The 24,199-nt window shown below is 36.9% G+C and carries 23 protein-coding genes and 2 other annotated features (1 of these 25 running past the window's edge); of the genes, 21 read left to right on the top strand and 2 right to left on the bottom strand.

Annotation, left to right across the window (positions count from 1 at the left end):
- Positions 1-7: 7 nt before the first annotated feature.
- Together SB773_RS20330 and SB773_RS20325 are read right to left on the bottom strand one after the other, a co-directional pair.
- Entirely contained in the window at positions 8-424 is a 417-nt protein-coding gene (locus tag SB773_RS20330) for an organic hydroperoxide resistance protein (protein WP_002015349.1), read from the bottom strand.
- A gap of 2 nt (positions 425-426) precedes the next feature.
- Positions 427-879: a MarR family winged helix-turn-helix transcriptional regulator gene (locus SB773_RS20325; protein WP_002034199.1), complete on the bottom strand. Its 453-nt coding sequence runs from the start codon at positions 877-879 to the stop codon at positions 427-429.
- 417 nt (positions 880-1,296) lie between these two features.
- Here SB773_RS20325 and hemA point away from each other — a divergent pair, with 417 nt between their 5' ends.
- The 21 genes from hemA (at position 1,297) to SB773_RS20220 (ending at position 24,098) form a co-directional block, all read left to right on the top strand.
- Complete coding sequence (gene hemA, locus SB773_RS20320; RefSeq protein WP_002015353.1) at positions 1,297-2,628, top strand: glutamyl-tRNA reductase; 1,332 nt, start codon at positions 1,297-1,299, stop codon at positions 2,626-2,628.
- Positions 2,629-2,645: 17 nt separating this feature from the next.
- Positions 2,646-3,479: a cytochrome c biogenesis protein gene (locus SB773_RS20315; protein ID WP_410591741.1), complete on the top strand. Its 834-nt coding sequence runs from the start codon at positions 2,646-2,648 to the stop codon at positions 3,477-3,479.
- 15 nt (positions 3,480-3,494) lie between these two features.
- Positions 3,495-4,424 carry a hydroxymethylbilane synthase gene (gene hemC, locus SB773_RS20310; RefSeq protein WP_002034194.1) on the top strand — a complete coding sequence of 310 codons (930 nt, stop codon included), beginning with the start codon at positions 3,495-3,497 and terminating at the stop codon, positions 4,422-4,424.
- A gap of 2 nt (positions 4,425-4,426) precedes the next feature.
- The gene (gene hemD / locus SB773_RS20305; RefSeq protein WP_113734160.1) at positions 4,427-5,179 is read left to right on the top strand and encodes a uroporphyrinogen-III synthase; all 753 of its coding nucleotides are present in this window, start codon (positions 4,427-4,429) and stop codon (positions 5,177-5,179) included.
- A 20-nt stretch (positions 5,180-5,199) separates the two neighbouring features.
- On the top strand, positions 5,200-6,189 hold the full coding sequence (gene hemB / locus SB773_RS20300) for a porphobilinogen synthase (RefSeq protein ID WP_002015358.1): 990 nt from the start codon (positions 5,200-5,202) through the stop codon (positions 6,187-6,189).
- A complete protein-coding gene (gene hemL / locus SB773_RS20295) occupies positions 6,189-7,478 on the top strand; it encodes a glutamate-1-semialdehyde 2,1-aminomutase (protein ID WP_002034163.1) in 1,290 nt (429 codons plus the stop codon). The genes hemB and hemL overlap by 1 nt, the downstream gene beginning before the upstream one ends.
- Before the next feature lie 79 nt (positions 7,479-7,557).
- On the top strand, positions 7,558-8,565 hold the full coding sequence (gene spoVID, locus SB773_RS20290) for a stage VI sporulation protein D (protein ID WP_181458789.1): 1,008 nt from the start codon (positions 7,558-7,560) through the stop codon (positions 8,563-8,565).
- Between the two features lie 72 nt (positions 8,566-8,637).
- Positions 8,638-9,663, top strand: coding sequence for a spore coat protein YsxE (ysxE, locus tag SB773_RS20285; RefSeq protein ID WP_012261764.1), 1,026 nt, complete (start codon positions 8,638-8,640; stop codon positions 9,661-9,663).
- Positions 9,664-9,797: 134 nt separating this feature from the next.
- Positions 9,798-10,029 (top strand) — a binding site (T-box leader).
- 38 nt (positions 10,030-10,067) lie between these two features.
- Complete coding sequence (locus SB773_RS20280) at positions 10,068-12,713, top strand: valine--tRNA ligase (protein WP_410591736.1); 2,646 nt, start codon at positions 10,068-10,070, stop codon at positions 12,711-12,713.
- Between the two features lie 94 nt (positions 12,714-12,807).
- The gene (locus SB773_RS20275; RefSeq protein ID WP_044442392.1) at positions 12,808-14,109 is read left to right on the top strand and encodes a bifunctional folylpolyglutamate synthase/dihydrofolate synthase; all 1,302 of its coding nucleotides are present in this window, start codon (positions 12,808-12,810) and stop codon (positions 14,107-14,109) included.
- Between the two features lie 164 nt (positions 14,110-14,273).
- On the top strand, positions 14,274-15,236 hold the full coding sequence (locus SB773_RS20270) for a stage II sporulation protein B (protein WP_410591733.1): 963 nt from the start codon (positions 14,274-14,276) through the stop codon (positions 15,234-15,236).
- 217 nt (positions 15,237-15,453) lie between these two features.
- On the top strand, positions 15,454-16,029 hold the full coding sequence (locus SB773_RS20265; protein WP_410591731.1) for a Maf family protein: 576 nt from the start codon (positions 15,454-15,456) through the stop codon (positions 16,027-16,029).
- Between the two features lie 50 nt (positions 16,030-16,079).
- Entirely contained in the window at positions 16,080-16,760 is a 681-nt protein-coding gene (radC, locus tag SB773_RS20260; protein ID WP_410591729.1) for a DNA repair protein RadC, read from the top strand.
- Positions 16,761-16,918: 158 nt separating this feature from the next.
- Positions 16,919-17,938, top strand: coding sequence for a cell shape-determining protein MreB (gene mreB / locus SB773_RS20255; protein WP_002015369.1), 1,020 nt, complete (start codon positions 16,919-16,921; stop codon positions 17,936-17,938).
- A gap of 41 nt (positions 17,939-17,979) precedes the next feature.
- On the top strand, positions 17,980-18,831 hold the full coding sequence (gene mreC, locus SB773_RS20250; protein WP_060751108.1) for a rod shape-determining protein MreC: 852 nt from the start codon (positions 17,980-17,982) through the stop codon (positions 18,829-18,831).
- Positions 18,832-18,845: 14 nt separating this feature from the next.
- Complete coding sequence (gene mreD / locus SB773_RS20245; RefSeq protein WP_002015371.1) at positions 18,846-19,391, top strand: rod shape-determining protein MreD; 546 nt, start codon at positions 18,846-18,848, stop codon at positions 19,389-19,391.
- A 35-nt stretch (positions 19,392-19,426) separates the two neighbouring features.
- Positions 19,427-20,113, top strand: a complete 687-nt coding sequence (gene minC, locus SB773_RS20240; RefSeq protein WP_410591726.1) for a septum site-determining protein MinC — start codon at positions 19,427-19,429, stop codon at positions 20,111-20,113.
- Positions 20,114-20,115: 2 nt separating this feature from the next.
- Positions 20,116-20,913 (top strand): septum site-determining protein MinD, encoded by a 798-nt coding sequence (gene minD / locus SB773_RS20235; RefSeq protein WP_000503308.1) that lies wholly within the window; start codon positions 20,116-20,118, stop codon positions 20,911-20,913.
- Positions 20,914-21,046: 133 nt separating this feature from the next.
- Positions 21,047-21,793, top strand: a complete 747-nt coding sequence (locus tag SB773_RS20230; RefSeq protein WP_113734162.1) for a M23 family metallopeptidase — start codon at positions 21,047-21,049, stop codon at positions 21,791-21,793.
- Positions 21,786-22,646 carry a M50 family metallopeptidase gene (locus SB773_RS20225; protein WP_002088816.1) on the top strand — a complete coding sequence of 287 codons (861 nt, stop codon included), beginning with the start codon at positions 21,786-21,788 and terminating at the stop codon, positions 22,644-22,646. Before SB773_RS20230 ends, SB773_RS20225 begins: the two co-directional genes overlap by 8 nt.
- 42 nt (positions 22,647-22,688) lie before the next feature.
- Positions 22,689-24,098: an Rne/Rng family ribonuclease gene (locus SB773_RS20220; protein WP_410591723.1), complete on the top strand. Its 1,410-nt coding sequence runs from the start codon at positions 22,689-22,691 to the stop codon at positions 24,096-24,098.
- A 77-nt stretch (positions 24,099-24,175) separates the two neighbouring features.
- Positions 24,176-24,199, top strand: a sequence feature (ribosomal protein L21 leader region) (it continues 55 nt past the right edge of the window).

Below are 24,199 nucleotides of genomic sequence, written 5' to 3'. Positions count from 1 at the left end.
TAAACTTTTAGCGTACGTTTAATGTAACTTCAATATTTCCTCTTGTTGCTTTAGAGTAAGGACATACACCGTGAGCGGCTTCTACAAGTTCTTGTGCTTCGGCATGAGAAACACCAGCAACATGTACGTCAAGTACAGCAGATAGTCCGAAACCACCATCTGTATCTTTACCGATAGAAACGTGTGCAGTCACTTCTGTACTTTCCACCTTCATACGTTTTGTACGAATTACAAGTTGTAATGCACTATCAAAGCAAGCTGCATAACCAGCTGCAAATAATTGTTCTGGATTTGTTGCTTCTCCGCCTGCGCCACCTAGTGCTTTTGGCATTTTTACATCAAGATTTAATATGCCATCATCTGAAACTACCTTACCGTTTCTTCCACCTGTTGCTGTTACTGAAGCAGTATATAATTTATCCATGTTTATTCCCCTTTTCTGTCATTAATTTTTTTCATTGTTTCAATTAATGTGTTTAATTGGATTAATAAAGAATGATATTCTTGCTCTGTAATTCCTAAATTTGTAGCCATCGTTGTTGGTAATGAACAAGCTATTTCTTTTAAATCTTTACCTTGTTTTGTTAATTCAATACAAACTTTTCGCTCGTCTTCTTTTGAACGAACACGTTGTACAAGTTTTAATGATTCCATACGTTTTAACATAGGTGTTAAAGTACCAGAATCTAAAAATAGACGTTCTCCAATTTCTTTTACTGTTAGTCCGTCTTGTTCCCAGAGTACAAGTAAAGTAATGTACTGGGGATACGTAATGCCCATTTCTTCTAAATAGGGGCGGTAAAAACGGGTAACCTCTCTAGAACAAGCGTAAATAGAAAAACAAAGTTGGTTATCTAGATGCAAAGGATTTTCTTTCATAGGCAACTCCTTGTATTTTTAAATTGTGCGCAATTTAATTTTGTAAAACCAATATATCGAAAAAGAAATACAATGTCAAATGCATTGCATCGAGAAAGTGAGTACTATATTTTGGAACAATCATACATATTTTCCTTCATGATGAAAGAAGATAGAAAAGATGATGTTATAATTAATATGGAATAGTTTCCATCACTTGATTATGAGGACTTTTTTTGGTAACGTACAAATAGAGTTATTATTTTATAATTATTATAAAGTAGAAAGTTCTTTATTAATCTTACTGAAGCTCCTTTATTACATATGGAGAATAAATAAAAAATAATCAGTTGTTCACACGATTGTCAGATTCATAAGAGGAAAGTTGTATTATGATAGTAGATAAAGTGATAAAACGGGTGAAGGGGGACATGCTGCGTGCATATTCTTGTTGTTAGTGTAAATTATCGAACAGCCCCTGTAGAATTTCGTGAGAAACTCACATTTCAGGCAGCAGAGCTAGAGCAAGCAATGACTATATTACAAAACCAAAAGAGCGTGCTAGAAAATGTCATTGTATCAACTTGTAATCGCACTGAGATTTACGCTGTTGTCGATCAATTACACACGGGACGGTATTACATTAAGAAGTTTTTAGCTGATTGGTTTCAGCTTGAAATAGAAGAAGTCGCACCATACTTGTCTATTTTTGAACAAGATGGCGCAATAGATCATTTATTCCGCGTAACGTGCGGTTTGGATTCTATGGTTGTTGGAGAGACGCAAATTTTAGGTCAAATAAAAGATAGCTTTTTAGAAGCACAACAAGTAAAAGCGACAGGTACAATTTTTAATGAGTTGTTTAAGCAAGTGGTTACGTTAGCAAAACGTGCGCACTCAGAAACAACGATTGGTGAAAGTGCGATGTCTGTTAGTTATGCTGCTGTTGAGCTCGGAAAGAAAATATTTGGCGATTTAACAGATTGTCATGTACTTATTCTTGGTGCGGGTAAGATGGGTGAACTTGCACTGCAAAACTTATACGGAAGTGGAGCTCGTAAAGTAACGGTTATGAATAGGACGCTTACGAAAGCGGAAGTGATGGCTGAGAAATATATGGGACATGCAAAGCCTTTAAGTGAATTGCAATGTGCATTATTAGAAGCGGATATTTTAATTAGTTCAACAGGTGCATCAGAATATGTCATTACGAAAGAAATGATGACAAAAGTAGAGAGAATGCGCTCTGGTCGTCCGTTATTTATGGTTGATATTGCAGTACCACGTGATATTGATCCGGCGATTGATGAATTAGAAGGCTCTTTCTTATATGATATCGACGATCTGCAAGGTGTAGTTGAAGCAAACCGTGCTGAACGTTTAAAAGAAGCAGAGAAAATTCAATTTATGATTGAAGAAGAAATGGTTTTATTTAAAACGTGGTTAAGTACGCTAGGTGTTGTACCGTTAATATCAGCTCTTCGTGATAAAGCGCTAGCAATTCAAAGTGATACGATGGAAAGCCTTGAGCGAAAAATACCAAACCTTAGTGATCGTGAGAAAAAAGTAATTAGTAAACATACGAAAAGTATTATTAACCAATTGTTAAAAGACCCAATTTTAGTAGCTAAAGAATTAGCTGTTGAAGAGGGAGCTGGCGAAAAATTAGCTTTATTTGCGAAGATTTTTGATTTAGAAGTGGAAGAAGCGGGAAATACGGAAGAAGTAGAACATAAAAGAGCGTGGACACCATCCGTTCCATCTTTATAACTTGGAAGGATGATCGGATGAGTTTTTTAAATAACAGTATTATTTATCATATTGCAATTATTTTATATGCTTGTAGCATTAGTTTATATTTTATAGATTATTTCCAAAGTAACCGAAAGGCGAACCGCTTTGCTTTTTGGTTACTTTCGATTGTATGGGTTCTGCAGTCTATCTTTATGTTGCTTAGGGCTACAGATTCAGAAACGAATCCTATTTTAACTTTATTATCAGGGATTTATTTTTATGTTTGGTTATTGATTACGATGTCATTAGTCATTAATCGATTTATGCGTATTGACTTTTTAGTCTTTTTTACAAATGTTGTAGCATTTGGCGTAAGCGCTTTTTCTATTTTCACACCGCTCGGGAAGATGTCGCCAGTACTTGCAGAGCAATTAGTTTCAGAACTTGTATACGTGCATGTCGGTATGGCGATTATTTCTTATGCAACGTTTACTGTATCGTTTATTTTTTCTATTATGTATTTATTGCAATACCGACTATTAAAAAAGAAAAAGTGGAATGCGAGATTAAGAAGATTAGGAAATTTGCCGAAGCTTGAATCTATGTCTTACGGATTAAATTTATTTTCTGTTCCGTTTTTCTTATTAGCAATTATATTAGGATGCATATGGGGATATACAAAATTGGATAATTTCCATTGGTATGATACGAAAGTAATTGGGTCTTTTGTCGTTCTATTTGTATATTGCGTGGGCTTATATTTACGAGCAGCAGATGTGTTGCAAGGTAAGAAAATTGTGCAGTGGAATATCGTGGCATTTCTCGTAATGCTAGTTAACATTTTTCTATTAAGCAGTTTATCTAATTTCCACTTTTGGTATTTATAATGAGGAGAGAGAATTATGCGCAAAATTATTGTAGGTTCACGAAAGAGTAAACTAGCATTAACACAAACTAATTGGTTTATTGATCAATTAAAAGCGCTTGGTTTACCATATGAATTTGAAGTGAAAGAAATCGTCACAAAAGGTGATGTTATTTTAGATGTTACTCTTTCAAAAGTAGGCGGAAAAGGTTTATTTGTAAAGGAAATTGAACATGCGTTACTTACGAAAGAAATTGATATGGCTGTACATAGTATGAAAGATATGCCAGCTGTACTTCCAGATGGATTAACGATTGGTTGTACGCCAAAGCGCGTTGACCCTCGTGATGCTTTTATTTCTAAAAACGGAGAATCGTTTAAAGACTTAGCAGAAGGCGCGATCTTAGGAACGAGTAGTTTGAGACGTAGTGCACAACTACTAGCTGCGAGACCAGATTTACAAGTGAAATGGATTCGCGGGAATATCGATACACGCTTACGTAAGTTAAAAGATGAAGATTACGATGCAATTATTTTAGCGACAGCTGGATTACAGAGAATGGGCTGGGACGGAGAAGTTATTACAGAACATTTAGATGAAACGTTATGTGTACCAGCCGTAGGACAAGGTGCATTAGCGATTGAATGTCGTGAGGATGATACGGATTTACTTCAGTTGTTAGCGCATATTAATGATGCAGTAACAGAAAGAACAGTGGCTGCTGAACGAGTATTTCTTCATAAACTTGAAGGTGGATGCCAAGTTCCAATCGCTGGATATGCAACTCTTAAAGAAAATGATGCAATCGAATTAACAGCGCTTGTCGGTTCTATGGACGGTTCTGTTTTATTGAAAGAGATAGTAGTAGGTAATGATCCGAAGCAAGTTGGATTAGAGGCTGCGGACCGTTTAATTAAACAAGGAGCAAAAGAGCTCATCCTTGCTGCAAATAAGGAGCAACAATAAATATGAACGCTCTCGCTGGCAAAACAGTATTGATTACACGTGCCCAGCACCAAGCGAAACAAATGAGTGTAGCAGTGAAAGAAAGGAGCGGAATTCCATTGGAAATTCCGCTTTTGCGTATGGAAGGTACGTCTCATAGGCAAATTCAACATATAGCAGGGCAGCTACATTCGTATGACTGGGTTATTTTCACGAGTAAAAATGGTGTAGCTTTTTTTCTAGATAGTTTGAGAAAGAAGCTCCCCGGACCGATTAAAATTGCTGCAGTAGGCGTGAAAACAAAGTTAGAGTTAGAAAAGCGAGGTTATCAAGTAGATTTTGTTCCCACTGCATTTGTTGCAGAAACATTTGCCGAAGAGTTTCTAAAAGAATTAAGTGGAAACGAGCGTATTTTATTTCCGAAAGGGAATTTAGCAAGAGATGTAATCCCGGTTAAACTTAGGGAGTTTGGTGTGTCTCTAGATGAGTTCATTGTATATGGTACGAAGGTGAATGTAGAGAAAAAACAAGAACTTATAACAGCATTGAAATTAGGGAAAGTAGACATTATTACATTTACGAGCCCTTCAACTGTTGATAGTTTTGTTCGTTTACTTGAGGGTACAAACTGGAGAGAATGGACGAAAAAATGTACAATTGCTTGTATAGGGCCTATTACGGAAAAAGAGGCGAACCTCTATTTTCCACATGTTATTGTGCCAAAAGAGTACACTGTAGAAGCATTACTGCAATGCATTTGTGAATCTATAAAATAAAAGAATGGGGATAGAAATCTATGAATTCTTTACAATTTAATCGTCATCGTCGTTTAAGACAAAGCGGGGGCATGCGTGCGCTTGTACGTGAAACATTTTTACATACAGAAGATTTTATTTACCCTATTTTTGTATTAGAAGGAGAAAATACTCGTAATGAAGTTCCTTCTATGCCGGGCGTATATCAAATGTCTTTAGATTTATTGCAAGCTGAAATGCAAGAGGTCGTTGATTTAGGTATTCGTTCTGTTATTGTATTTGGTTTACCTGCTGAAAAGGACGAAGTTGGATCATCGGCATATTGTGAGCATGGAATTGTACAGCGTGCAATTAAGCAAATTAAAGATGAGTTCCCAGAGCTAGTAGTAGTTGCAGATACATGTTTATGTCAATTTACAAGCCATGGTCATTGCGGTGTTATTGAAGATGGCGTTATTTTAAATGATGAGTCTCTTGCAGCTCTTGCAAAAACAGCTGTAAGTCAAGCGAAAGCAGGGGCAGACATTATTGCACCATCTAACATGATGGACGGATTCGTAACAGCAATTCGCCATGCATTAGATGAAAATGGTTTCGCGCACGTACCAGTTATGTCGTACGCTGTGAAATATTCATCAGCATTTTACGGACCGTTCCGTGATGCAGCACATGGTGCACCGCAGTTTGGTGACCGTAAAACATATCAAATGGACCCAGCGAACCGTATGGAAGCATTCCGTGAAGCAGAATCAGATGTAATGGAAGGGGCAGACTTCTTAATTGTAAAGCCAGCTCTTTCTTATCTAGATATCGTTCGTGATGTGAAAAATAACTTTAACTTACCAGTCGTTGCTTATAACGTAAGTGGTGAATATTCGATGATTAAAGCAGCAGCACAAAATGGTTGGATTAATGAGAAAGAAGTTGTACTTGAGAAATTAATTAGCATGAAACGCGCAGGAGCAGACTTGATTATTACGTATCATGCAAAAGATGCAGCAAGATGGTTACAAGAAGGAGGCGCTAAATAATGAAAAAATTTGATAAGTCGATTGCGGCGTTTGAAGAGGCTCAAAATTTAATGCCTGGAGGCGTAAACAGCCCTGTTCGTGCTTTTAAGTCTGTTGGTATGAATCCGCTGTTTATGGAGCGCGGAAAAGGCTCTAAAGTATATGATATCGATGGGAATGAATACATCGATTACGTATTATCGTGGGGACCTTTAATTCATGGTCATGCGAATGATCGTGTTGTTGAGGCTTTAAAAGCTGTTGCTGAAAAAGGAACAAGCTTTGGTGCACCAACAGAAATTGAAAATAAATTAGCGCAGCTTGTTATCGAGCGTGTACCATCAATTGAGATTGTGCGTATGGTTAACTCTGGAACAGAGGCGACAATGAGTGCACTACGTTTAGCTCGTGGTTACACTGGACGTAACAAAATTTTGAAATTCATTGGTTGTTATCACGGTCATGGTGATTCTTTATTGATTAAAGCAGGTTCGGGTGTAGCAACGCTAGGTTTACCAGATAGCCCTGGTGTACCAGAAGGTGTAGCGAAAAATACGATTACCGTAGCGTATAACGATTTAGAAAGTGTAAAATATGCTTTCGAACAATTCGGTGATGACATCGCTTGTATAATTGTAGAACCAGTGGCAGGGAATATGGGTGTTGTTCCCCCGCAACCAGGGTTTTTAGAAGGACTTCGTGAAGTGACAGAGCAAAACGGTGCACTACTTATTTTTGATGAAGTAATGACAGGATTCCGTGTTGCTTATAATTGTGGACAAGGTTACTACGGTGTAACTCCTGACTTAACTTGTTTAGGTAAAGTAATCGGTGGTGGCTTGCCGGTAGGAGCATACGGTGGTAAGGCAGAGATTATGCGTCAAGTTGCACCAAGCGGACCGATTTACCAAGCTGGAACATTATCGGGTAATCCACTTGCAATGACAGCAGGTTATGAAACGTTAGTGCAGTTAACGCCAGAATCATATGTGGAATTTGAGCGTAAAGCAGAAATGTTAGAGGCTGGACTACGTAAGGCAGCTGAAAAGCATAATATCCCGCATCACATTAATCGTGCAGGTTCTATGATTGGTATTTTCTTTACAGATGAGCAAGTTATTAATTATGATGCAGCAAAATCTTCAAACTTAGAATTCTTTGCAGCTTACTATCGTGAAATGGTAGAACAAGGTGTATTTTTACCACCTTCTCAATTTGAAGGTTTATTCTTATCGACAGCACATAGTGATGCAGATATTGAGGCGACAATTGCGGCGGCCGAAATTGCAATGTCAAAATTAAAAGCATAATTTCTTAGAGAAAATCGCTTTCCATTAGGGGAGCGATTTTTTTTATTCATAAAGTAGCCTTAGGGAACATAAATCTGTAATGACATATAGTTTGGGAGGGGGAAAAGAAGTGGCAACAGATCATTCATTACGATTTTCATTAAAAGAATCTGTTTGGTTCCAGAAGGGACAGGAAGTCGAAGAACTTTTGTCAATTTCGTTAGATCCAGACGTTGAGATAGAGGAGCTCGATCATGAAGTTATCGTGAGGGGGCAATTAGATTTAACGGGAGAGTACGTTGCAAGGCAAGATGATTCAGCTTATTCATTAAGAGAGCTATCACCAGCAAAGGCAATTGATTATGTAGAAACAAGGGCAGACGGGGTTAATGAGCTTGTCCATTCCTTTCCGCTCGAAATATCAATTCCAAGAAATCGAGTGAAAGTAATTGAAGAATTATATGTATCAATCGAGGAATTTGATTATGAATTAAAGGAAAATGGTTGCTTACAACTATTAGCGGATATATCTATTACAGGTTTATGTGACGAAGAAAGAACCGAGGATGAAGAGGAAGAGACGGTGTATGCCGAGTTGGAAGCTGATTCAGCTGAAGAAGATGAAAGTAGACCTGCGCCGCACGAAGAGGTACCAGCCTATAAAGAATCAGATGGATGGGAAGATTATGCATTTGAGCCGTTTCAGTTAGAAGAAAGAAAAGAGCAAGAAATAGAAGAAGAGGAATTAGAAGAACATGAACTTGTGGAGCGTGAAGAGGAGCAAGAAAAGACGCCACAATTTGAATTGTTCGGGCGGAAAAATTTCAAGAAAGAAAAAGCGAAAAAGCAGGAAGAGCCAGAGGAAGAAGCATATTCACAGCGAGATGAAAATGCACTTTATTTAACGAAATTATTTACGAAAGAACCAGAAGAAGAATTTACGAAGTTAAGAATGTACTTCGTACAAGAAGGAGATACAATTGAATCGGTTGCAGAACGTTATGAAACGACTATACAAAGCTTATATCGTGTAAATCAATCAGAAGATATATATTTAACTACAGGGCAAATTATATATATTCCTGTTTCAAAAGCAACAGTGAAATAAGTGAGTGAGTTTTTTCACTCACCTCTTTTCTTTTCCTAGAAGCTATGTTTTGAATAAGAAAGGGTTATTCGTATGGATATTGAATTACGAAATCGCTATGAACCCATTGTGAGGCAATATAGATTGGACACTCAGCATATGGAAGAACACGGAAGTGTAATGAAAATTTATACGAATCAAGGTCCGTATGCGTTAAAGAAAATACAAGATAGAAAATTAGAGCGGAATAATTTTTTACACCATATTCAATATTTGAAGGAGAAAGGTTTTTCGAATTATGTACCTATCTATCACACGACGGACGGGAATTATGTTTTAAGTGATGGGGCATATAGCTATTATTTAATGCCTTGGTTAGAACGTGCGGAAGGAAATGGCGAAGATAATGATCAATACCATAAGATGTTTCAAACGCTCGGGACGTTGCATCAAAAAACGGTGAAAGAGGAGACTTATACAGAAGAAGATTTAGAAAAACATTATACAAATATATCCGGCCGTTGGGAAAATGATGGTGAGATATTAGAAGAGTTTCTTGTAGAATCAGAAGCGAAGTGGTATATGTCTCCATTTGAATTACAATATTGTACGTATTATCACCACGTTATGAGAGCACGTGAGTTCGCAACGAAACAATTAAGTGAATGGCATGATGCAATGAAAGAAAAGGAAAAAACACGTACTACTTTCGTTCATGGAAATGTATCGCTTAATCACTTTTTATTTGATTATGAACGAAACGGTTATTTTATTAGTTTAGAAAAGTCTCAGTTTGCTACACCGGTACAGGATATCGTCAGCTTTTATTCAAGGTCCTTGAACACATATCCAATTGCGCGGAGCGACCGCTTTGAATGGTATCAAATGTATCAAAAAAATTTTCCATTTACGAAAGAGGAGCAGCTTCTTATGTTTGCGTATATGACGTACCCGTCGCATTTTATTCGGCAAATTCAGTCGTATACGAAAAGAAGAAAGAGTCGTAATGAAGAAAATGAGCTTCGCGGGGTAAAAATTCTGCAGCAATCGCATTGGCTCATTAGTAATACAGAATATTTCCTTTCGCAATTACAAGCTGCCCAGCAAGGGAACGGATAAAGAAGATAAGTAGGGAGAACCCTGCTTATCTTTTTTTATTAGTTTCATAAAGAGATAAAAGCCGTAGTTTCAAATTTATCTTGACGAATAAGGTTTCGTTTTTTACACTATTGTATATAATAATTAACAATCACATAAATGCATTGAAGGGGAAGAGTATAACATGAAACGTCTTCAGAGAGGGGAACCATTGGCTGGGAGGTTCTCTAGATAGTTATGTTAGAAGGTAGCCCTGGAGCATCTTTTCTGAACGGAATGATTCTTATTAGGAAAAGACGGATTTGTCCGTTATCAAATTAAGAGTATAAGCAAATCATGAATTTGTTTGTAAATAAAGGTGGTACCGCGATGTCCCTCGTCCTTTTTTGGATGAGGGGCATTTTTTATTTTAAGGAGGGAAAATAATGTCAAATACGGAAAATAATTTACCAACTAAATATGATCATATGTCCGTTGAAGAAGGCCTTTACAAGTGGTGGCTTGAAGGCAAATATTTCGAAGCAACAGGAGATGAGAAGAAACAACCATATACAATTGTAATTCCACCTCCGAACGTAACTGGTAAGTTACACTTAGGTCACGCTTGGGATACGACGCTTCAAGATATTTTAACTCGTACAAAGCGTATGCAAGGTTACGATGTATTATGGCTTCCAGGAATGGACCATGCTGGTATCGCAACGCAAGCGAAAGTAGAAGGAAAACTTCGTGAAGAAGGTATTTCACGTTACGATCTTGGTCGTGAGAAATTCCTTGAAAAAGCTTGGGAATGGAAAGAAGAATACGCTTCTCACATTCGTCAACAATGGGGGAAAGTTGGTTTAGGACTAGACTATTCTCGTGAACGCTTCACATTAGACGAAGGTTTATCTAACGCTGTTAATAAAGTATTCGTTCAATTATATGAAAAAGACTTAATTTACCGCGGTGAGTATATCATCAACTGGGATCCAGCAACACGCACAGCTCTTTCTGATATTGAAGTAATTCATAAAGAAGTTCAAGGTGCATTCTACCATATGAACTATCCGTTAACAGACGGTTCTGGTCACATTCGCCTTGCAACTACTCGTCCAGAAACAATGCTTGGTGATACAGCGGTAGCAGTTCATCCAGAAGATGATCGCTACAAACATTTAATCGGAAAAACAGTTACACTTCCAATCGTAGGCCGAGAGATTCCGATTATTGCTGATGAATACGTAGAAAAAGACTTCGGAACAGGCGTTGTAAAAATTACACCAGCTCATGATCCGAATGACTTTGAAGTAGGTAACCGTCATGACTTACCACGTATTTTAGTAATGAACGAAGATGGAACGATGAACGAAAAAGCTGGTAAGTATAACGGTATGGATCGTTTCGAATGCCGTAAAGAGTTAGTGAAAGACTTACAAGAAGCTGGCGTATTAGTAGAAATCGAGCCTCATATGCACTCAGTAGGTCATAGTGAGCGTAGCGGTGCAGTTGTTGAGCCTTATTTATCAACACAATGGTTCGTAAAAATGGCTCCACTTGCAGAAAAAGCGGTAGAACTTCAACAAAAAGAAGAAGAAAAAGTAACGTTCGTACCAGAGCGTTTTGAAAACACATACTTACGCTGGATGGAAAACATTCATGACTGGTGTATTTCTCGTCAATTATGGTGGGGACACCGCATTCCAGCTTGGTATCATAAAGAAACTGGTGAAGTATACGTAGGTACAGAAGCGCCAGCAGATCTTGAAAACTGGAATCAAGATAATGACGTGCTTGATACATGGTTCAGTTCAGCATTATGGCCATTCTCAACACTTGGCTGGCCGAATGAAGATGCAGCAGACTTTAAAAAGTTCTATTCAACAGATGCTTTAGTAACTGGTTATGATATCATCTTCTTCTGGGTATCTCGTATGATTTTCCAAGGTTTAGAGTTTACAGGAGAGCGTCCATTTAAAGATGTATTAATTCACGGTTTAGTTCGTGATGAGCAAGGACGTAAAATGAGTAAATCTCTTGGTAACGGTATTGATCCGATGGATGTTATCGAGAAGTACGGTGCAGATGCGATGCGTTACTTCTTATCAACAGGAAGTGCACCAGGTCAAGATTTACGTTTCAGCATGGAAAAAGTAGAATCTACTTGGAACTTCATTAATAAAATTTGGAACGCATCACGTTTCGTATTAATGAACATGGATGACATGAAGTATGAAGAAATCGATTTAACTGGTGAAAAATCAGTTGCAGATAAGTGGATTTTAACTCGCTTAAACGAAACAATCGAAAGTGTAACACGTAACATGGATAAATATGAGTTTGGTGAAGCTGGTCGTTCATTATACAACTTCATTTGGGATGATTTCTGTGACTGGTACATTGAGATGGCGAAACTTCCACTATACGGTGAAGATGAAGCAGCTAAGAAAACAACTCGTTCTATTTTAGCTTACGTATTAGACCAAACGATGCGTCTATTACATCCATTCATGCCATTTGTAACAGAGAAAATTTGGCAGCATTTACCGCATGAAGGCGAGTCTATTACAGTAGCAGCATGGCCAACAGTTTGCGAAGATTTACAAGATAAAGAAGCGGCAGCAGAAATGCACCTTCTAGTTGATATCATTCGCTCTGTTCGTAACATCCGTGCGGAAGTAAATACACCAATGAGCAAAAAAGTTCAAATGCAAATTAAAGCAAAAGATGAGGTAGTACTAGCTCAGCTTACGAAAAACAGTTCTTACATTGAGCGTTTCTGTAACCCAAGTGAACTAACAATTAAGATTGATTTACAAGCGCCAGAAAAAGCGATGACTGCAATCGTATCAGGTGCAGAGTTATTCTTACCGTTAGCTGATCTTATCAATCTTGATGAAGAGAAAGCGCGTCTTGAAAAAGAACTTGAGAAGTTCGATAAAGAAGTAGAACGTGTACAGAAGAAACTTTCAAACCAAGGATTCGTAGCGAAAGCTCCTGCAGAAGTTATTGACGGAGAGCGTGCGAAAGAACAAGATTATCTAGAGAAACGCGAAGCGGTTCGTCAACGTCTAGCTGATCTTGAGAAATAAAAATGTTTTTCAGAGACTCACTATATTGGTGAGTCTCTTTTCTTTGCGTATAATAGAATTACGAAGTTTGTCTTTTGAAAGGGGAATAGCAAACGTGATACATACATACGAAGAAGCGATAGGCTGGATTCATAGCCGATTGAAATTTGGGATAAAACCAGGACTAGAAAGAATGCAATGGATGTTAGAAGAACTCGGAAATCCAGAGCGTCATATAAAATGTGTTCATCTTGCCGGCACAAATGGAAAAGGTTCAACTTTAACATATATGCGCTACATGTTAGAAGGCGCGAAATATAAAGTAGGATCGTTTACATCGCCTTACATAGAAACATTCAATGAACGTATTAGTGTAAATGGAATACCGATTGCAGATGAAGAGATTGCGGAACTTGTAAATATGGTAAAGCCAGTCGTTGAAAAATTAGATGAGACGGACTTAGGAGAAGCGACTGAGTTTGAAATCATTACAGTAATGGCAATTTGTTATTTCGGTAAAGTTAATTTCTGTGATGTTGTTTTATTTGAAACGGGGCTTGGGGGAAGATTTGATTCTACAAATGTTATTCATCCGGTTCTCACGATTATTACGAATATCGGCCACGATCATATGCATATTTTAGGCAATACACTAGGAGAAATTGCATATGAAAAGGCAGGGATTATTAAGTCTGGTGTTCCAGTTATTACTGGTGTGAAAAATGAAGAAGCATTGCAAGTAATTCAAAAGGTTGCTAAGGAAAACCATGCAAGCTTATATGAACTTGGAAAACAGTTTACAATACTACATAAACATTCTAATAAAGATGGGGAACATTTTGATTTTGATTGTCCATTTGCCTCGTTTGAAAATGTTCGAATTTCAATGAAAGGTATTCATCAAGTAGGCAATGCAGCGCTAGCGCTTATGGCAGTAATGTATTTAAAAACATATTTATCATTTTTAATTAATGAAGAGGAGATGAAAGCTGGCTTACAAGAAGCCTACTGGATTGGTCGATTTGAAAAGTTACAAAGTAATCCAGATATTATAATAGATGGTGCTCATAATCCAGAAGGTATTGAAAGTCTTGTAAAAACAGTAGAGGCACATTATAAAAAGAAGAATGTAATAGTTTTATTTACTGCTCTTGGTGACAAACAGTTACATAACATGGTAGGGCAATTAGAAAAAGTTGCTGATGAAATAATATTTACGACGTTTGCCTTTGATCGTGCCATTTCTGCTGACAAGCTTGCATCGTATTCGCAACAAGAGTCAAAATTAGTTTTTGAAGATTGGAAAGAGGCAATTGATACAAAGGTTGACATGATAGGAGAACATGATGTTTTTATCATAACAGGTTCTTTGTATTTCATTTCCGAAGTTAGAAAATATATTCGCGAGAAAAACTAGATAGTCTTTGCTATCTAGTTTTTTGTTCTACAAATGAAGTCAAATGCATACATATAAGATAATAATATAGGGTTATTTGACGAATTCCTCTGACAAATATCTCGTTTTTTTGTGGAATGAATATGATATGATGCGGACAATGACAAGAGGTGAGGTGTGAGTGTATGGACAAGCAATCACGAACGATCTCGGTGAAAGTAAATGGAACAGAAGCGAAGTATGAGGAAAAAAAGAAGGATGAGTTTGACTGGATGATAGCAGAAAGTGAGAGACCGAAAAATGTCGTTCCGTTTCAAAAAGCGAAATCAGTATCTATGGAAAAATATCGAAAGAAGTGGAGCAATACAATAATCGCAATCGTTGCAACTGCAATAATTATCGGTACTGCATTTGGGATGGGTATGATTCATTTATTAACTGGACAAGGGACGACAGGAGAAGGTAAGGTAACGGCTTCGAAGCAGACAGGTAATGAGGAACAAAAGGTGGGTGGAACGGCAGAGCAAACACCAACACCGAAAGAGGAAAAACCAAAAGCACAGGTAGGAACGTCATTAGAACCAATGAAACTATTTTTCGTTCAAGGAGGGCTTTATTCCTCTGAAGAAAAAGGACAGGCTGCTATTGAAGAGTGGAAAAGTAATGGGGGCGTGGCTACTTTGAAACCGAGTGGTGATAAGTATGCGTTAGTTGTTGCTATTACGAGCGATGAACAGGCTGTTAATCAATTAATAGATCAGTATAAGCAAGATGGTGTTTCAGTTTTGAAAAAAAATTGGGATATTACAGATAAAGCATTGCTCAAAAATGATAAAGAAGTAGGAATGTTTTTAGCGAAAGTGCAGCCATTATATACTCATTTAGCAAAATATATGTCCAGCGTACAAACTAGTGGAAAAAGTAATCCAAAAGATATAGAAGCGATTCAAAAAGAGTGGAAAGCTATGGAAAAGGAAGGGAAGAGTATGAAGCGTGAAGATGCAAAGAAGCTTTATACGTATACGTCAATAGCGGTGCAAACGATTAAGGAAGGGAAGAGCGATAAGGAATCTATAGCTAAATTAAATCAAGTTATTATTGATGGATTACTTTCGTACGAAAAAATGGTTTCACAAAAAGTAAAATAATAAGATAATGATGAAGGGGAAAGAAGTACATATACTTCTTTCTTTTCTTTTGAATTTAGAGCAAAGTGCTTTCTGTATGGGCAGAATATAATCGTATTTAAAAAGAACTATTATTTTGTTTAGAGAAAATGATATTTCTAGAATTTGTGGGGAAACTATTCCTTTGATACGATTGATTTGAATTATTCTGCTTCATGCGAGAAGGGAAGGAGAAAATATGAGGAAAATTATTTTAGCTTCAGGATCACCTAGGAGGAAGGAACTGCTTGAATTAGCTGATGTGCCATTTGAAATCGTTGTTAGTGAAGTAGAAGAGACGATTGGTGCATATTCATCACCTTCTGATATTGTTATGTCGCTTGCTTTGCAAAAAGCATCTGCTGTGGCAGAAAATCATAGTGATCACGTTGTATTAGGTGCAGATACAATTGTTACATATGATTCACGTATTCTTGGAAAGCCGTCTAATGAGGCTGAGGCGAAAGAAATGCTACAATTATTATCAGGGAAAACACACGAAGTATACACAGGTGTTGCAATTATATCGAAAGAAAAAACGGTAACTTTTTATGAACGTACAGAAGTAACATTTTGGGGATTAACAGAAGAAGAAATAGACCTATACGTTGCATCGAAGGAACCACTTGATAAGGCAGGAAGCTATGGAATTCAAGGTAAAGGGTCTATTTTTGTTCAACATATTCAAGGGGACTACTACAGTGTAGTTGGCTTGCCAATTGCGCGTCTTGTCCGTGAATTAAAACAGTTTGATAGCGATGTAACCCATGTGTAAAATTGCATGGGGTTTTCTTTAGGAGAAATCGTAAAAAAAGGGGTGGAGAGATGAACGGTATTCGTGATGTTGTGAGAGAAGAGCAGCCACGGGAGCGTTTATTGTTAGAAGGAGCAGGAAGTTTATCGAATCGAGAACTTCTTGCAGTTTTACTCAGAACAGGTTCTAAAGAAGAAACGGTGTTAACGTTATCAGATAATATTCTACATCATTTTGACGGCTTACGAATGTTAAAGGATGCAACGTTAGAAGAGATGATGAGCATTCATGGTGTTGGGATTGCAAAGGCGTCGCAGCTTATGGCTGCTTTTGAATTAGGTAGAAGAATGGTACGTTTAGAATATCAAAATAGATATAGTATTCGAAGTCCAGAAGATTGTGCGAGTTATATGATGGAAGAGATGCGTTTTTTGCAACAGGAGCATTTTGTTTGTTTATATTTGAATACGAAAAATCAAGTTATACATAGGCAAACTATTTTTATTGGAAGTTTAAATACGTCGATTGTGCACCCAAGGGAAGTTTTTAAAGAAGCATTCCGTCGTCGGGCAGCAGCCTCTATTATATGTCTTCATAACCATCCCTCAGGAGATCCGGCGCCGAGCCGTGAAGATATTGAAGTTACAAAACGATTAGTAGAATGTGGTCGAATTATCGGAATTGAAGTACTTGATCATATCATAATAGGTGACCATAAATTCGTGAGTTTAAAGGAAAAAGGTCATATTTAAGACTATTCTTTTTACTTATTTTGTTTTATAATGTGATTTATGAGTTTTTTGTAGAAAATTATCTACAAAAAGGATGCAGATATAAAAAAACGTACTGTTTTTATAAATATAAAGTAAGAAAAATGAGTCCGTGAAAATAAGAAGGGAAGATAAATGATATGTTTGGATTTGGTGGATTTACTCGCGATCTTGGAATAGACTTAGGAACAGCGAATACGCTTGTATATGTGAAAGGGAAAGGTGTAGTTTTACGTGAACCTTCAGTAGTAGCATTACAAACTGATACGAAACAAATCGTTGCGGTAGGTAGCGATGCAAAACAAATGATTGGTCGTACACCAGGAAACGTAGTGGCACTTCGTCCTATGAAAGATGGTGTAATTGCTGATTACGAAACAACAGCAATTATGATGAAATACTACATTCAACAAGCTCAAAAATCAAATGGATTCTTCTCACGTAAACCATATGTAATGGTATGTGTACCATCTGGTATTACAGCTGTAGAAAGACGTGCAGTAATCGATGCGACTCGTCAAGCTGGCGCTCGTGATGCTTATCCAATCGAAGAGCCATTTGCAGCAGCAATTGGTGCAAACTTACCTGTTTGGGAGCCGACTGGTAGTATGGTTGTTGATATCGGTGGTGGTACAACAGAAGTTGCAATTATTTCTTTAGGTGGTATTGTAACAAGTCAATCAGTTCGTGTTGCTGGTGATGATATGGACGATTCAATCATTCAGTACATTAAGAAAAGCTACAACTTAATGATCGGTGAAAGAACAGCAGAAGCATTAAAATTAGAAATCGGTTCTGCAGGCGAGCCAGAAGGTATTGAGCCTATGGAAATTCGCGGTCGTGATTTAGTAAGTGGTTTACCAAAAACAGTACTAATTCAACCAGAAGAAATTGCAGATGCATTAAAAGATACAGTAGATGCAATTGTAGAATCAGTTAAAAATACGTTAGAAAAAACTCCACCTGAATTAGCAGCGGATATTATGGACCGTGGTATCGTATTAACGGGTGGCGGGGCATTACTACGTAACTTAGATAAAGTTATTAGTGAAGAAACAAATATGCCAGTTCTTGTTGCAGAGGATCCATTAGATTGCGTAGCAATTGGAACGGGTAAAGCATTAGACAATATCGACCTTTTCAAAACTGCTGCTCGATAATATTGCAAAATAAAAATCAATGAAATTAAGAGGGTGTGAACGTGCCACAGTTTTTCTTAAACAAAAGATTAATTGTTTTGTTAGTTAGTATTATTCTTCTCGTGGCATTGATTGGAATCTCATTGAAAGAACGGAACAGTTTATCATGGCCAGAGCAGTTTATAAAAGATACTGTCGGTGTTGTAGAACGTGTATTCCAAAAGCCAGCGAATTATGTTGCCGGATTCTTCGAGAACGTAGAAGATGTAAAGCGCACGTATGAAGAGAATAAAGAATTAAAAGCAAAATTAGATAACTATGCAAAGTTATCAGGTGACGTAAAGCAATTAGAAGATGATAAAAAGAAACTACAAGAGTTAACGGGTAAAAAAGAGTTAAATAGCGGTTATACTGAAATTCCAGCTACTGTTGTTTCTCGTAATCCCGACAAATGGTACGATCTAGTTGGAATTGATAAAGGGGCACAGCAAGGAATTAAAAAAGATATGGCTGTAATAACTTCACAAGGTTTAGTTGGACGAGTGAAAAGTGTATCTCAGTTTACATCATCAGTAGAGTTGTTAAGTTCTATGAGCCGAACAAACCGTGTTTCTGCTATTGTACAAGGGGACGAAAAAATCTTTGGATTGATTGAAGGTTACGATAAAGAAAAACAACTACTTCTTTTCACAAAGATTAGCTCTGATGCAGAGGTGAAAAAAGATCAACTAGTTGTAACATCTGGACTTGGTGATATTTTCCCTAAAGGTCTTGCGATTGGGAAAATTGTTGATGTTCAGCCAGATCCATACGGTTTAACAAAAACGGCTTATGTAAAACCATCCGCTGATTTGAATGATGTAGAGCATATTATAGTTGCAAAACGTGATATGCCTACAGCGTCGTTAGAATAGGAGGGAGAGAAGAGATGATGACGATTTTAAAAAGAGCAGCTCTTCCTCTTTTGCTCCTTTTTGTTTTTTTATTTGAAAATATGTTCTCTACTGTTGTTCCAACAGACGTCTTTTGGAAAGGCAGTATAGCAGCACCGCATTTCTTTATAATTGTGTTATGTTTTATTACAGTGTACTATAGTCCGGTTCAAGGGATTTACTACGGACTATTATTTGGTTTCTTATTTGATACCGTATACACGGAACTTGTCGGTATATATATATTTGCTTATCCGATTTTAGCTTATTTAGTTTATAGTGTGATGAAAGTATTACAATTGAATTTATTTATTGTCGCTTCTATCGTACTGGCTGGCATTGCAGCATTAGAGTATTATGTGTATGGGTTTTTAACTTTGTTAGGACGTACTCACATGTCAGCATCTGTCTTTTTCACAGATCGTCTCCTTGCTACTTTATTGCTAAATGGAATTTTCTTATTAATAGTTTGTTTCCCACTGAGACGATATTTAGTGCGTCTTTCAAAAGCGATAGAAGAAAAAGAAAAAAGGATTTTCTAATTTTATGTCGAATTGAATCGGTGGGGTGAACTTTAGTGGAAGAAAAAAAGCAACAAAATGTAACGATAAAAGGGACAAAAGATGGAATAACACTTCATTTAGATGATTGCTGTTCATTCTCTGAGCTACTAAAAGAATTGGATGAAAAGCTTTCTACACATTACTATGAGAGTGACGGACGTTCTTTAATTGAAGTGCGTGTTAAAGTAGGAAATCGCTATTTAACAGAAGTACAACAAGAAGAGATTCGTACGTTAATTCGCAATAAGAAGAACCTTGTTGTAGAATCAATCGAAAGTGATGTTATAACAAAAGCAGAAGCAATAGCTTGGAAAGAAGAAACAGAAATTGTCCCTATTTCCAAAATTGTTCGCTCTGGACAAGTGTTACATGTAAAAGGCAATTTATTATTAATTGGAGATGTTAATCCAGGCGGAACGGTTATCGCTGGGGGGAATATTTTTGTCTTGGGATCATTAAGAGGAATTGCACATGCGGGGTATGATGGAGATTCAGAAGCTGTTATTGCTGCATCTATTATGAACCCTATGCAACTCCGAATTAGTGATGTGACAATGCGGGCTCCGGAAGAGAAAGAAGACGGAGCAGAGGCGGCAGAATGTGCGTACATTAATGAGAACCATCACATTGTTGTCGATCGCCTGCAACTTCTCACTCATCTTAGACCTAATTTAACAAAGTTAGAAAGGGGAATTGTATAGCTGTGGGAGAGGCAATAGTAATTACATCTGGAAAAGGCGGAGTAGGTAAAACTACAACGTCTGCGAACATTGGTACAGCCCTTGCGTTATCTGGAAAAAAAGTGTGTTTAATTGATACAGATATCGGTTTACGCAATTTAGACGTAGTAATGGGGCTAGAAAATCGTATTGTATTTGATCTTGTTGATGTCGTTGAAGGGCGTTGTCGTTTACCTCAGGCTCTTATTAAAGATAAGCGTTTTGATGATCTTTATTTATTACCTGCAGCACAAACGAGCGATAAATCGGCGGTAACACCTGAACAAATGGATGAATTAATACAAGTATTACGTCAAGATTATGATTACATATTAATTGATTGTCCTGCGGGGATTGAGCAGGGGTTTAAAAATGCAGTAGCAGGTGCGGATAAAGCAATCGTTGTAACAACACCAGAAGTATCCTCAATGCGTGATGCGGATCGTATTATCGGGCTTTTAGAGAAAGAGGATATTGAACCACCGAAACTTGTCATTAACCGTGTGCGTAGTCATATGCTTCATGAACAGGATATGTTAGACGTTGATGAAATTGTACGTACACTGTCAATCGAGCTTCTTGGAGTTGTCGAGGATGATGATGAAGTTATTCGTGCTACGAATACAGGTGAACCTGTAGCACTGCAACCTAGTGGGAAAGCAGCAATAGCTTATCGTAATATTGCAAGACGCTTGTTAGGTGAGAATGTACCATTACAAGCATTTGAACAAGAAAAAGTATCGGTATTTACAAAGATGAAAAATTTCTTTGGAATCCGTTAAAAGCACTTCGCATAAATGCGGAGTGCTTTCTTTTTTCTTCGCATGAATATCTTCCTTCTATAACTCATACATATGTACAAACTGTATATAACTGTTTCTATTTGAATAAGGCTAACGAAAGAAAGGAGACAGTATGAAGAATAGACGTGTGGAAGAAATTAAAAAGCGGATTGCGAAAAGGAAAGCAGAGCAAGAATTGCTAGAAGAAGAGCGGTATTTTGCGGGAGGAGATTTTGATAGCGAAACGGTCTTTATTGAAGAGGGGGAGAAGGAAATTCATCCTCTATTTCGAAAAGAAGTTTTTCTCTTCAAAGTTTTGCTATCAGCAATATTAGTTCTTTCGGTTGCTATTTTATTTAAGAACGCACCTTCTTCTTTTGATGGTACTAGAGCTGTTACAGAAAAAGTTATGCAAGAAGAATTTCAATTTGCTACTATATCGAAATGGTATGAAAATCAGTTTGGAAAACCTCTCGTGTTCTTTTCTCCAAATGAGAAAAAAGAAGAGACTATTCAGCAAAAGAATTATGCGATTCCTGCCTCTGGAAAGGTGATGCAAGGATTTCAAAAAAACGGCCAGGGTGTATTTGTTCAAACGGCTACAAATGCAACGGTGGAGTCAGTAAATGAAGGTATAGTTGTTTTTGCGGGCAAGAAAGAGGAACTTGGAAATACAGTTCAAATTCAGCACGCTGATGGCACGGAGTCATGGTATGCAAATTTAAATGATATGTCAGTAAAATTATATGATTACGTTTCAAAGAAACAAAAAATTGGAATAGTGAGTAATGATGAAAATAATAAAAATGGCAAATTTTATTTTGCAATAAAAAAGAATGAAAAATTTATTGATCCAATTCAGGTGATTTCATTTGATTAAATATAGGGATGTTTTCACGAAAATTTCTGTGCATCCGTTGTTTTGGGTTATTATTGTCATTGGTATTTTTACAGCACGTTTTAAAGAGTTACTATTACTATTTTGTATCGTTTTAGTTCATGAACTTGGGCATGCTTTTGCCGCAGCGTATTATAATTGGCGTATTAAACAAATTCAGCTTTTGCCGTTTGGTGGCGTAGTTGAGATGGAAGAACATGGGAACAAATCGTTAAAAGAAGAATTAATTGTCGTTATGGCGGGGCCAATTCAGCATATATGGATGATTGCGGTCGCTTACATTTTGTATAAAGCGGGCTGGGTAACTGACGATTTGTACCATTTCTTTGTATGGAATAATGTCATTATTTTAGGGTTTAATTTATTGCCTATTTGGCCACTTGATGGTGGAAAAGTATTATTTAATGTATTATCATATCGTTTTCCCTATTTACAAGCACATGAAAAGATGATGAAATTGTCATGTGTTTTTTTTAGTGTAATATTAGGATGGCAGTTACTTTGGAATAGTAATAACATTATGATGTGGGTATTACTCGTTTTTCTAGCGATTTCTTTATATCAAGAATGGAAACAAAGACGGTACGCATTTATGCGTTTTTTATTAGAGCGTTATTATGGGAATAAAAGAGATATTGAAAAAATAGCACCTATTGAGGTGAAAACGGAAGATCATTTATATACGATTTTCACAAAATTTCGCAGAGGATATAAACACTCTATTATCGTCCATGGAAAATATAAAGAGCATTACACATTGGACGAAAATGAATTGTTGTATGCGTATTTTGCTGAAAAACGAACAACCTCATCTGTTGAAGAATTAATTGGTTAGTGTTGACGACGACACTAACCTTTTATATTGTAAGGAAAAGAAATGAAAAGTGAGGAAAGAATTTTGAAGACGTTATATATTAACTACACTGGTTCGGAAAAGCGTGTTGCGATAGAAGAGAAGCAAAAAGTTGTCGAGCTTTTATGGAAACGGAATGAAGAGCAGGAGATTGTCGGACATATTTATGTTGGGCGTATCGTAAGAACAATTGCTGGAATGAACGCAGCCTTTGTAAATATCGGATTAGAAAAACATGCATATCTTTCATTTGATGATGTACCATCTTCATATCGCATACATGAAGGACAGGCGATACTTGTACAAGTTGTGAAAGAGGCAATTGATACGAAGGGGCCAAAATTAACGGCGAAGATAGAAGTTACCGGAAAATATGTCGTTTACATGCCCTATGATGACATGCGCGCTGTTTCTCGGAAAATAAAAAATAATAAAAGAAGACAACAGTTACTGGGAATTGAAGTAGAAGGAACAGGTGGATACATTTTCCGTTCTGCTTCTGAAAAAGGAACGATCGATGAAATACAAGCTGAAATGCAAGGGTTGCAGCAGTTATATGAAGAGTTAAAAAGAAAAGAAGATCAAGGGAAGGCGCCCTTACTACTTCATCAACCAGCGACGTTTTTAGATCGTGTATTTCAGGAGAACCCAATTGAAACAATTGAAAAAATAGTTGTAGATACGAGAAGTATAGTAAAAGAATTAGAAGAAAAAGTAGGGAAAGAAAGAGTATCCTTTTATAATGAAAAATCTTCGATGTTTAACCATTTTGGAATAGATCGTGAAATCGAGAAAGCACTTCAAAAAATTGTGTGGCTACCAAATGGTGCCTATCTAATTGTAGAACAAATGGAGACGATGACTGTAATTGATGTGAATACAGGTAAATTTACTGGAAAACAAAATTTACAAGATACCGTATTTCGCACAAATGAAATGGCTGCTGAAGAGATTGCTCGTCAATTAAGACTTCGTGATATTGGCGGGATGATATTAATTGATTTTATTAATATGAAAAGACGGGAAGATAAAGAGAAGGTAAGAGAGCGTTTAATGATAGCTTTACAAGATGATCGCACATATACAAGAGTGCTTGGGTTTACAGAGTTAGGTATTTTAGAGATGACGCGTAAGCGCAAGAAACATTCGTTACGTGACGTATTATTAGAAGAGTGTGCGCCTTGTAAAGCGACAGGTTACGTTATATCTAATGAAACAATTGCGTATGAGCTAGAGAGAGAGCTTATTACTTATGGTAATATAGAGGATGAAGCTGTATTGATTGGTGCTTCAAAAAAAGTACAAAAACATTTTTCACAAAAAGAATTACAAAAAAATATTCCATTTGAAATTTATTTCAAAGATGATATTATCGAAAAGTACGCTATTATCCGTTTTGGAAGTAAGAAAGAAATTGTAGAACGGAAAAAATAGTTAGCAGAACATTCATTGACAATAGTCAATGAGTCATGGTAATATTTTTATGTTATAGTTTATAGCACCTAAACTGCTATATGCTACAACCGCACAAGACA

Source organism: Bacillus sp. SIMBA_074, from assembly GCF_046534555.1.
Classification (GTDB): domain Bacteria; phylum Bacillota; class Bacilli; order Bacillales; family Bacillaceae_G; genus Bacillus_A; species Bacillus_A mycoides.
Note: the sequence above shows the minus strand (reverse complement) of the source record. Positions and strands in the feature narration are given on the sequence as shown.

Bases quoted from the DNA above. Each gene is read 5' to 3' on its own strand.
- SB773_RS20330 (WP_002015349.1), bottom strand. From the start codon at position 424: ATGGATAAATTATATACTGCTTCAGTAACAGCAACAGGTGGAAGAAAC.
- SB773_RS20325 (WP_002034199.1), bottom strand. From the start codon at position 879: ATGAAAGAAAATCCTTTGCATCTAGATAACCAACTTTGTTTTTCTATT.
- SB773_RS20315 (WP_410591741.1), top strand. From the start codon at position 2,646: ATGAGTTTTTTAAATAACAGTATTATTTATCATATTGCAATTATTTTA.
- hemC (WP_002034194.1), top strand. From the start codon at position 3,495: ATGCGCAAAATTATTGTAGGTTCACGAAAGAGTAAACTAGCATTAACA.
- hemD (WP_113734160.1), top strand. From the start codon at position 4,427: ATGAACGCTCTCGCTGGCAAAACAGTATTGATTACACGTGCCCAGCAC.
- hemB (WP_002015358.1), top strand. From the start codon at position 5,200: ATGAATTCTTTACAATTTAATCGTCATCGTCGTTTAAGACAAAGCGGG.
- hemL (WP_002034163.1), top strand. From the start codon at position 6,189: ATGAAAAAATTTGATAAGTCGATTGCGGCGTTTGAAGAGGCTCAAAAT.
- spoVID (WP_181458789.1), top strand. From the start codon at position 7,558: ATGACATATAGTTTGGGAGGGGGAAAAGAAGTGGCAACAGATCATTCA.
- ysxE (WP_012261764.1), top strand. From the start codon at position 8,638: ATGGATATTGAATTACGAAATCGCTATGAACCCATTGTGAGGCAATAT.
- SB773_RS20280 (WP_410591736.1), top strand. From the start codon at position 10,068: ATGTCAAATACGGAAAATAATTTACCAACTAAATATGATCATATGTCC.
- SB773_RS20270 (WP_410591733.1), top strand. From the start codon at position 14,274: ATGGACAAGCAATCACGAACGATCTCGGTGAAAGTAAATGGAACAGAA.
- SB773_RS20265 (WP_410591731.1), top strand. From the start codon at position 15,454: ATGAGGAAAATTATTTTAGCTTCAGGATCACCTAGGAGGAAGGAACTG.
- radC (WP_410591729.1), top strand. From the start codon at position 16,080: ATGAACGGTATTCGTGATGTTGTGAGAGAAGAGCAGCCACGGGAGCGT.
- mreB (WP_002015369.1), top strand. From the start codon at position 16,919: ATGTTTGGATTTGGTGGATTTACTCGCGATCTTGGAATAGACTTAGGA.
- mreD (WP_002015371.1), top strand. From the start codon at position 18,846: ATGATGACGATTTTAAAAAGAGCAGCTCTTCCTCTTTTGCTCCTTTTT.
- SB773_RS20230 (WP_113734162.1), top strand. From the start codon at position 21,047: ATGAAGAATAGACGTGTGGAAGAAATTAAAAAGCGGATTGCGAAAAGG.
- SB773_RS20220 (WP_410591723.1), top strand. From the start codon at position 22,689: ATGAAAAGTGAGGAAAGAATTTTGAAGACGTTATATATTAACTACACT.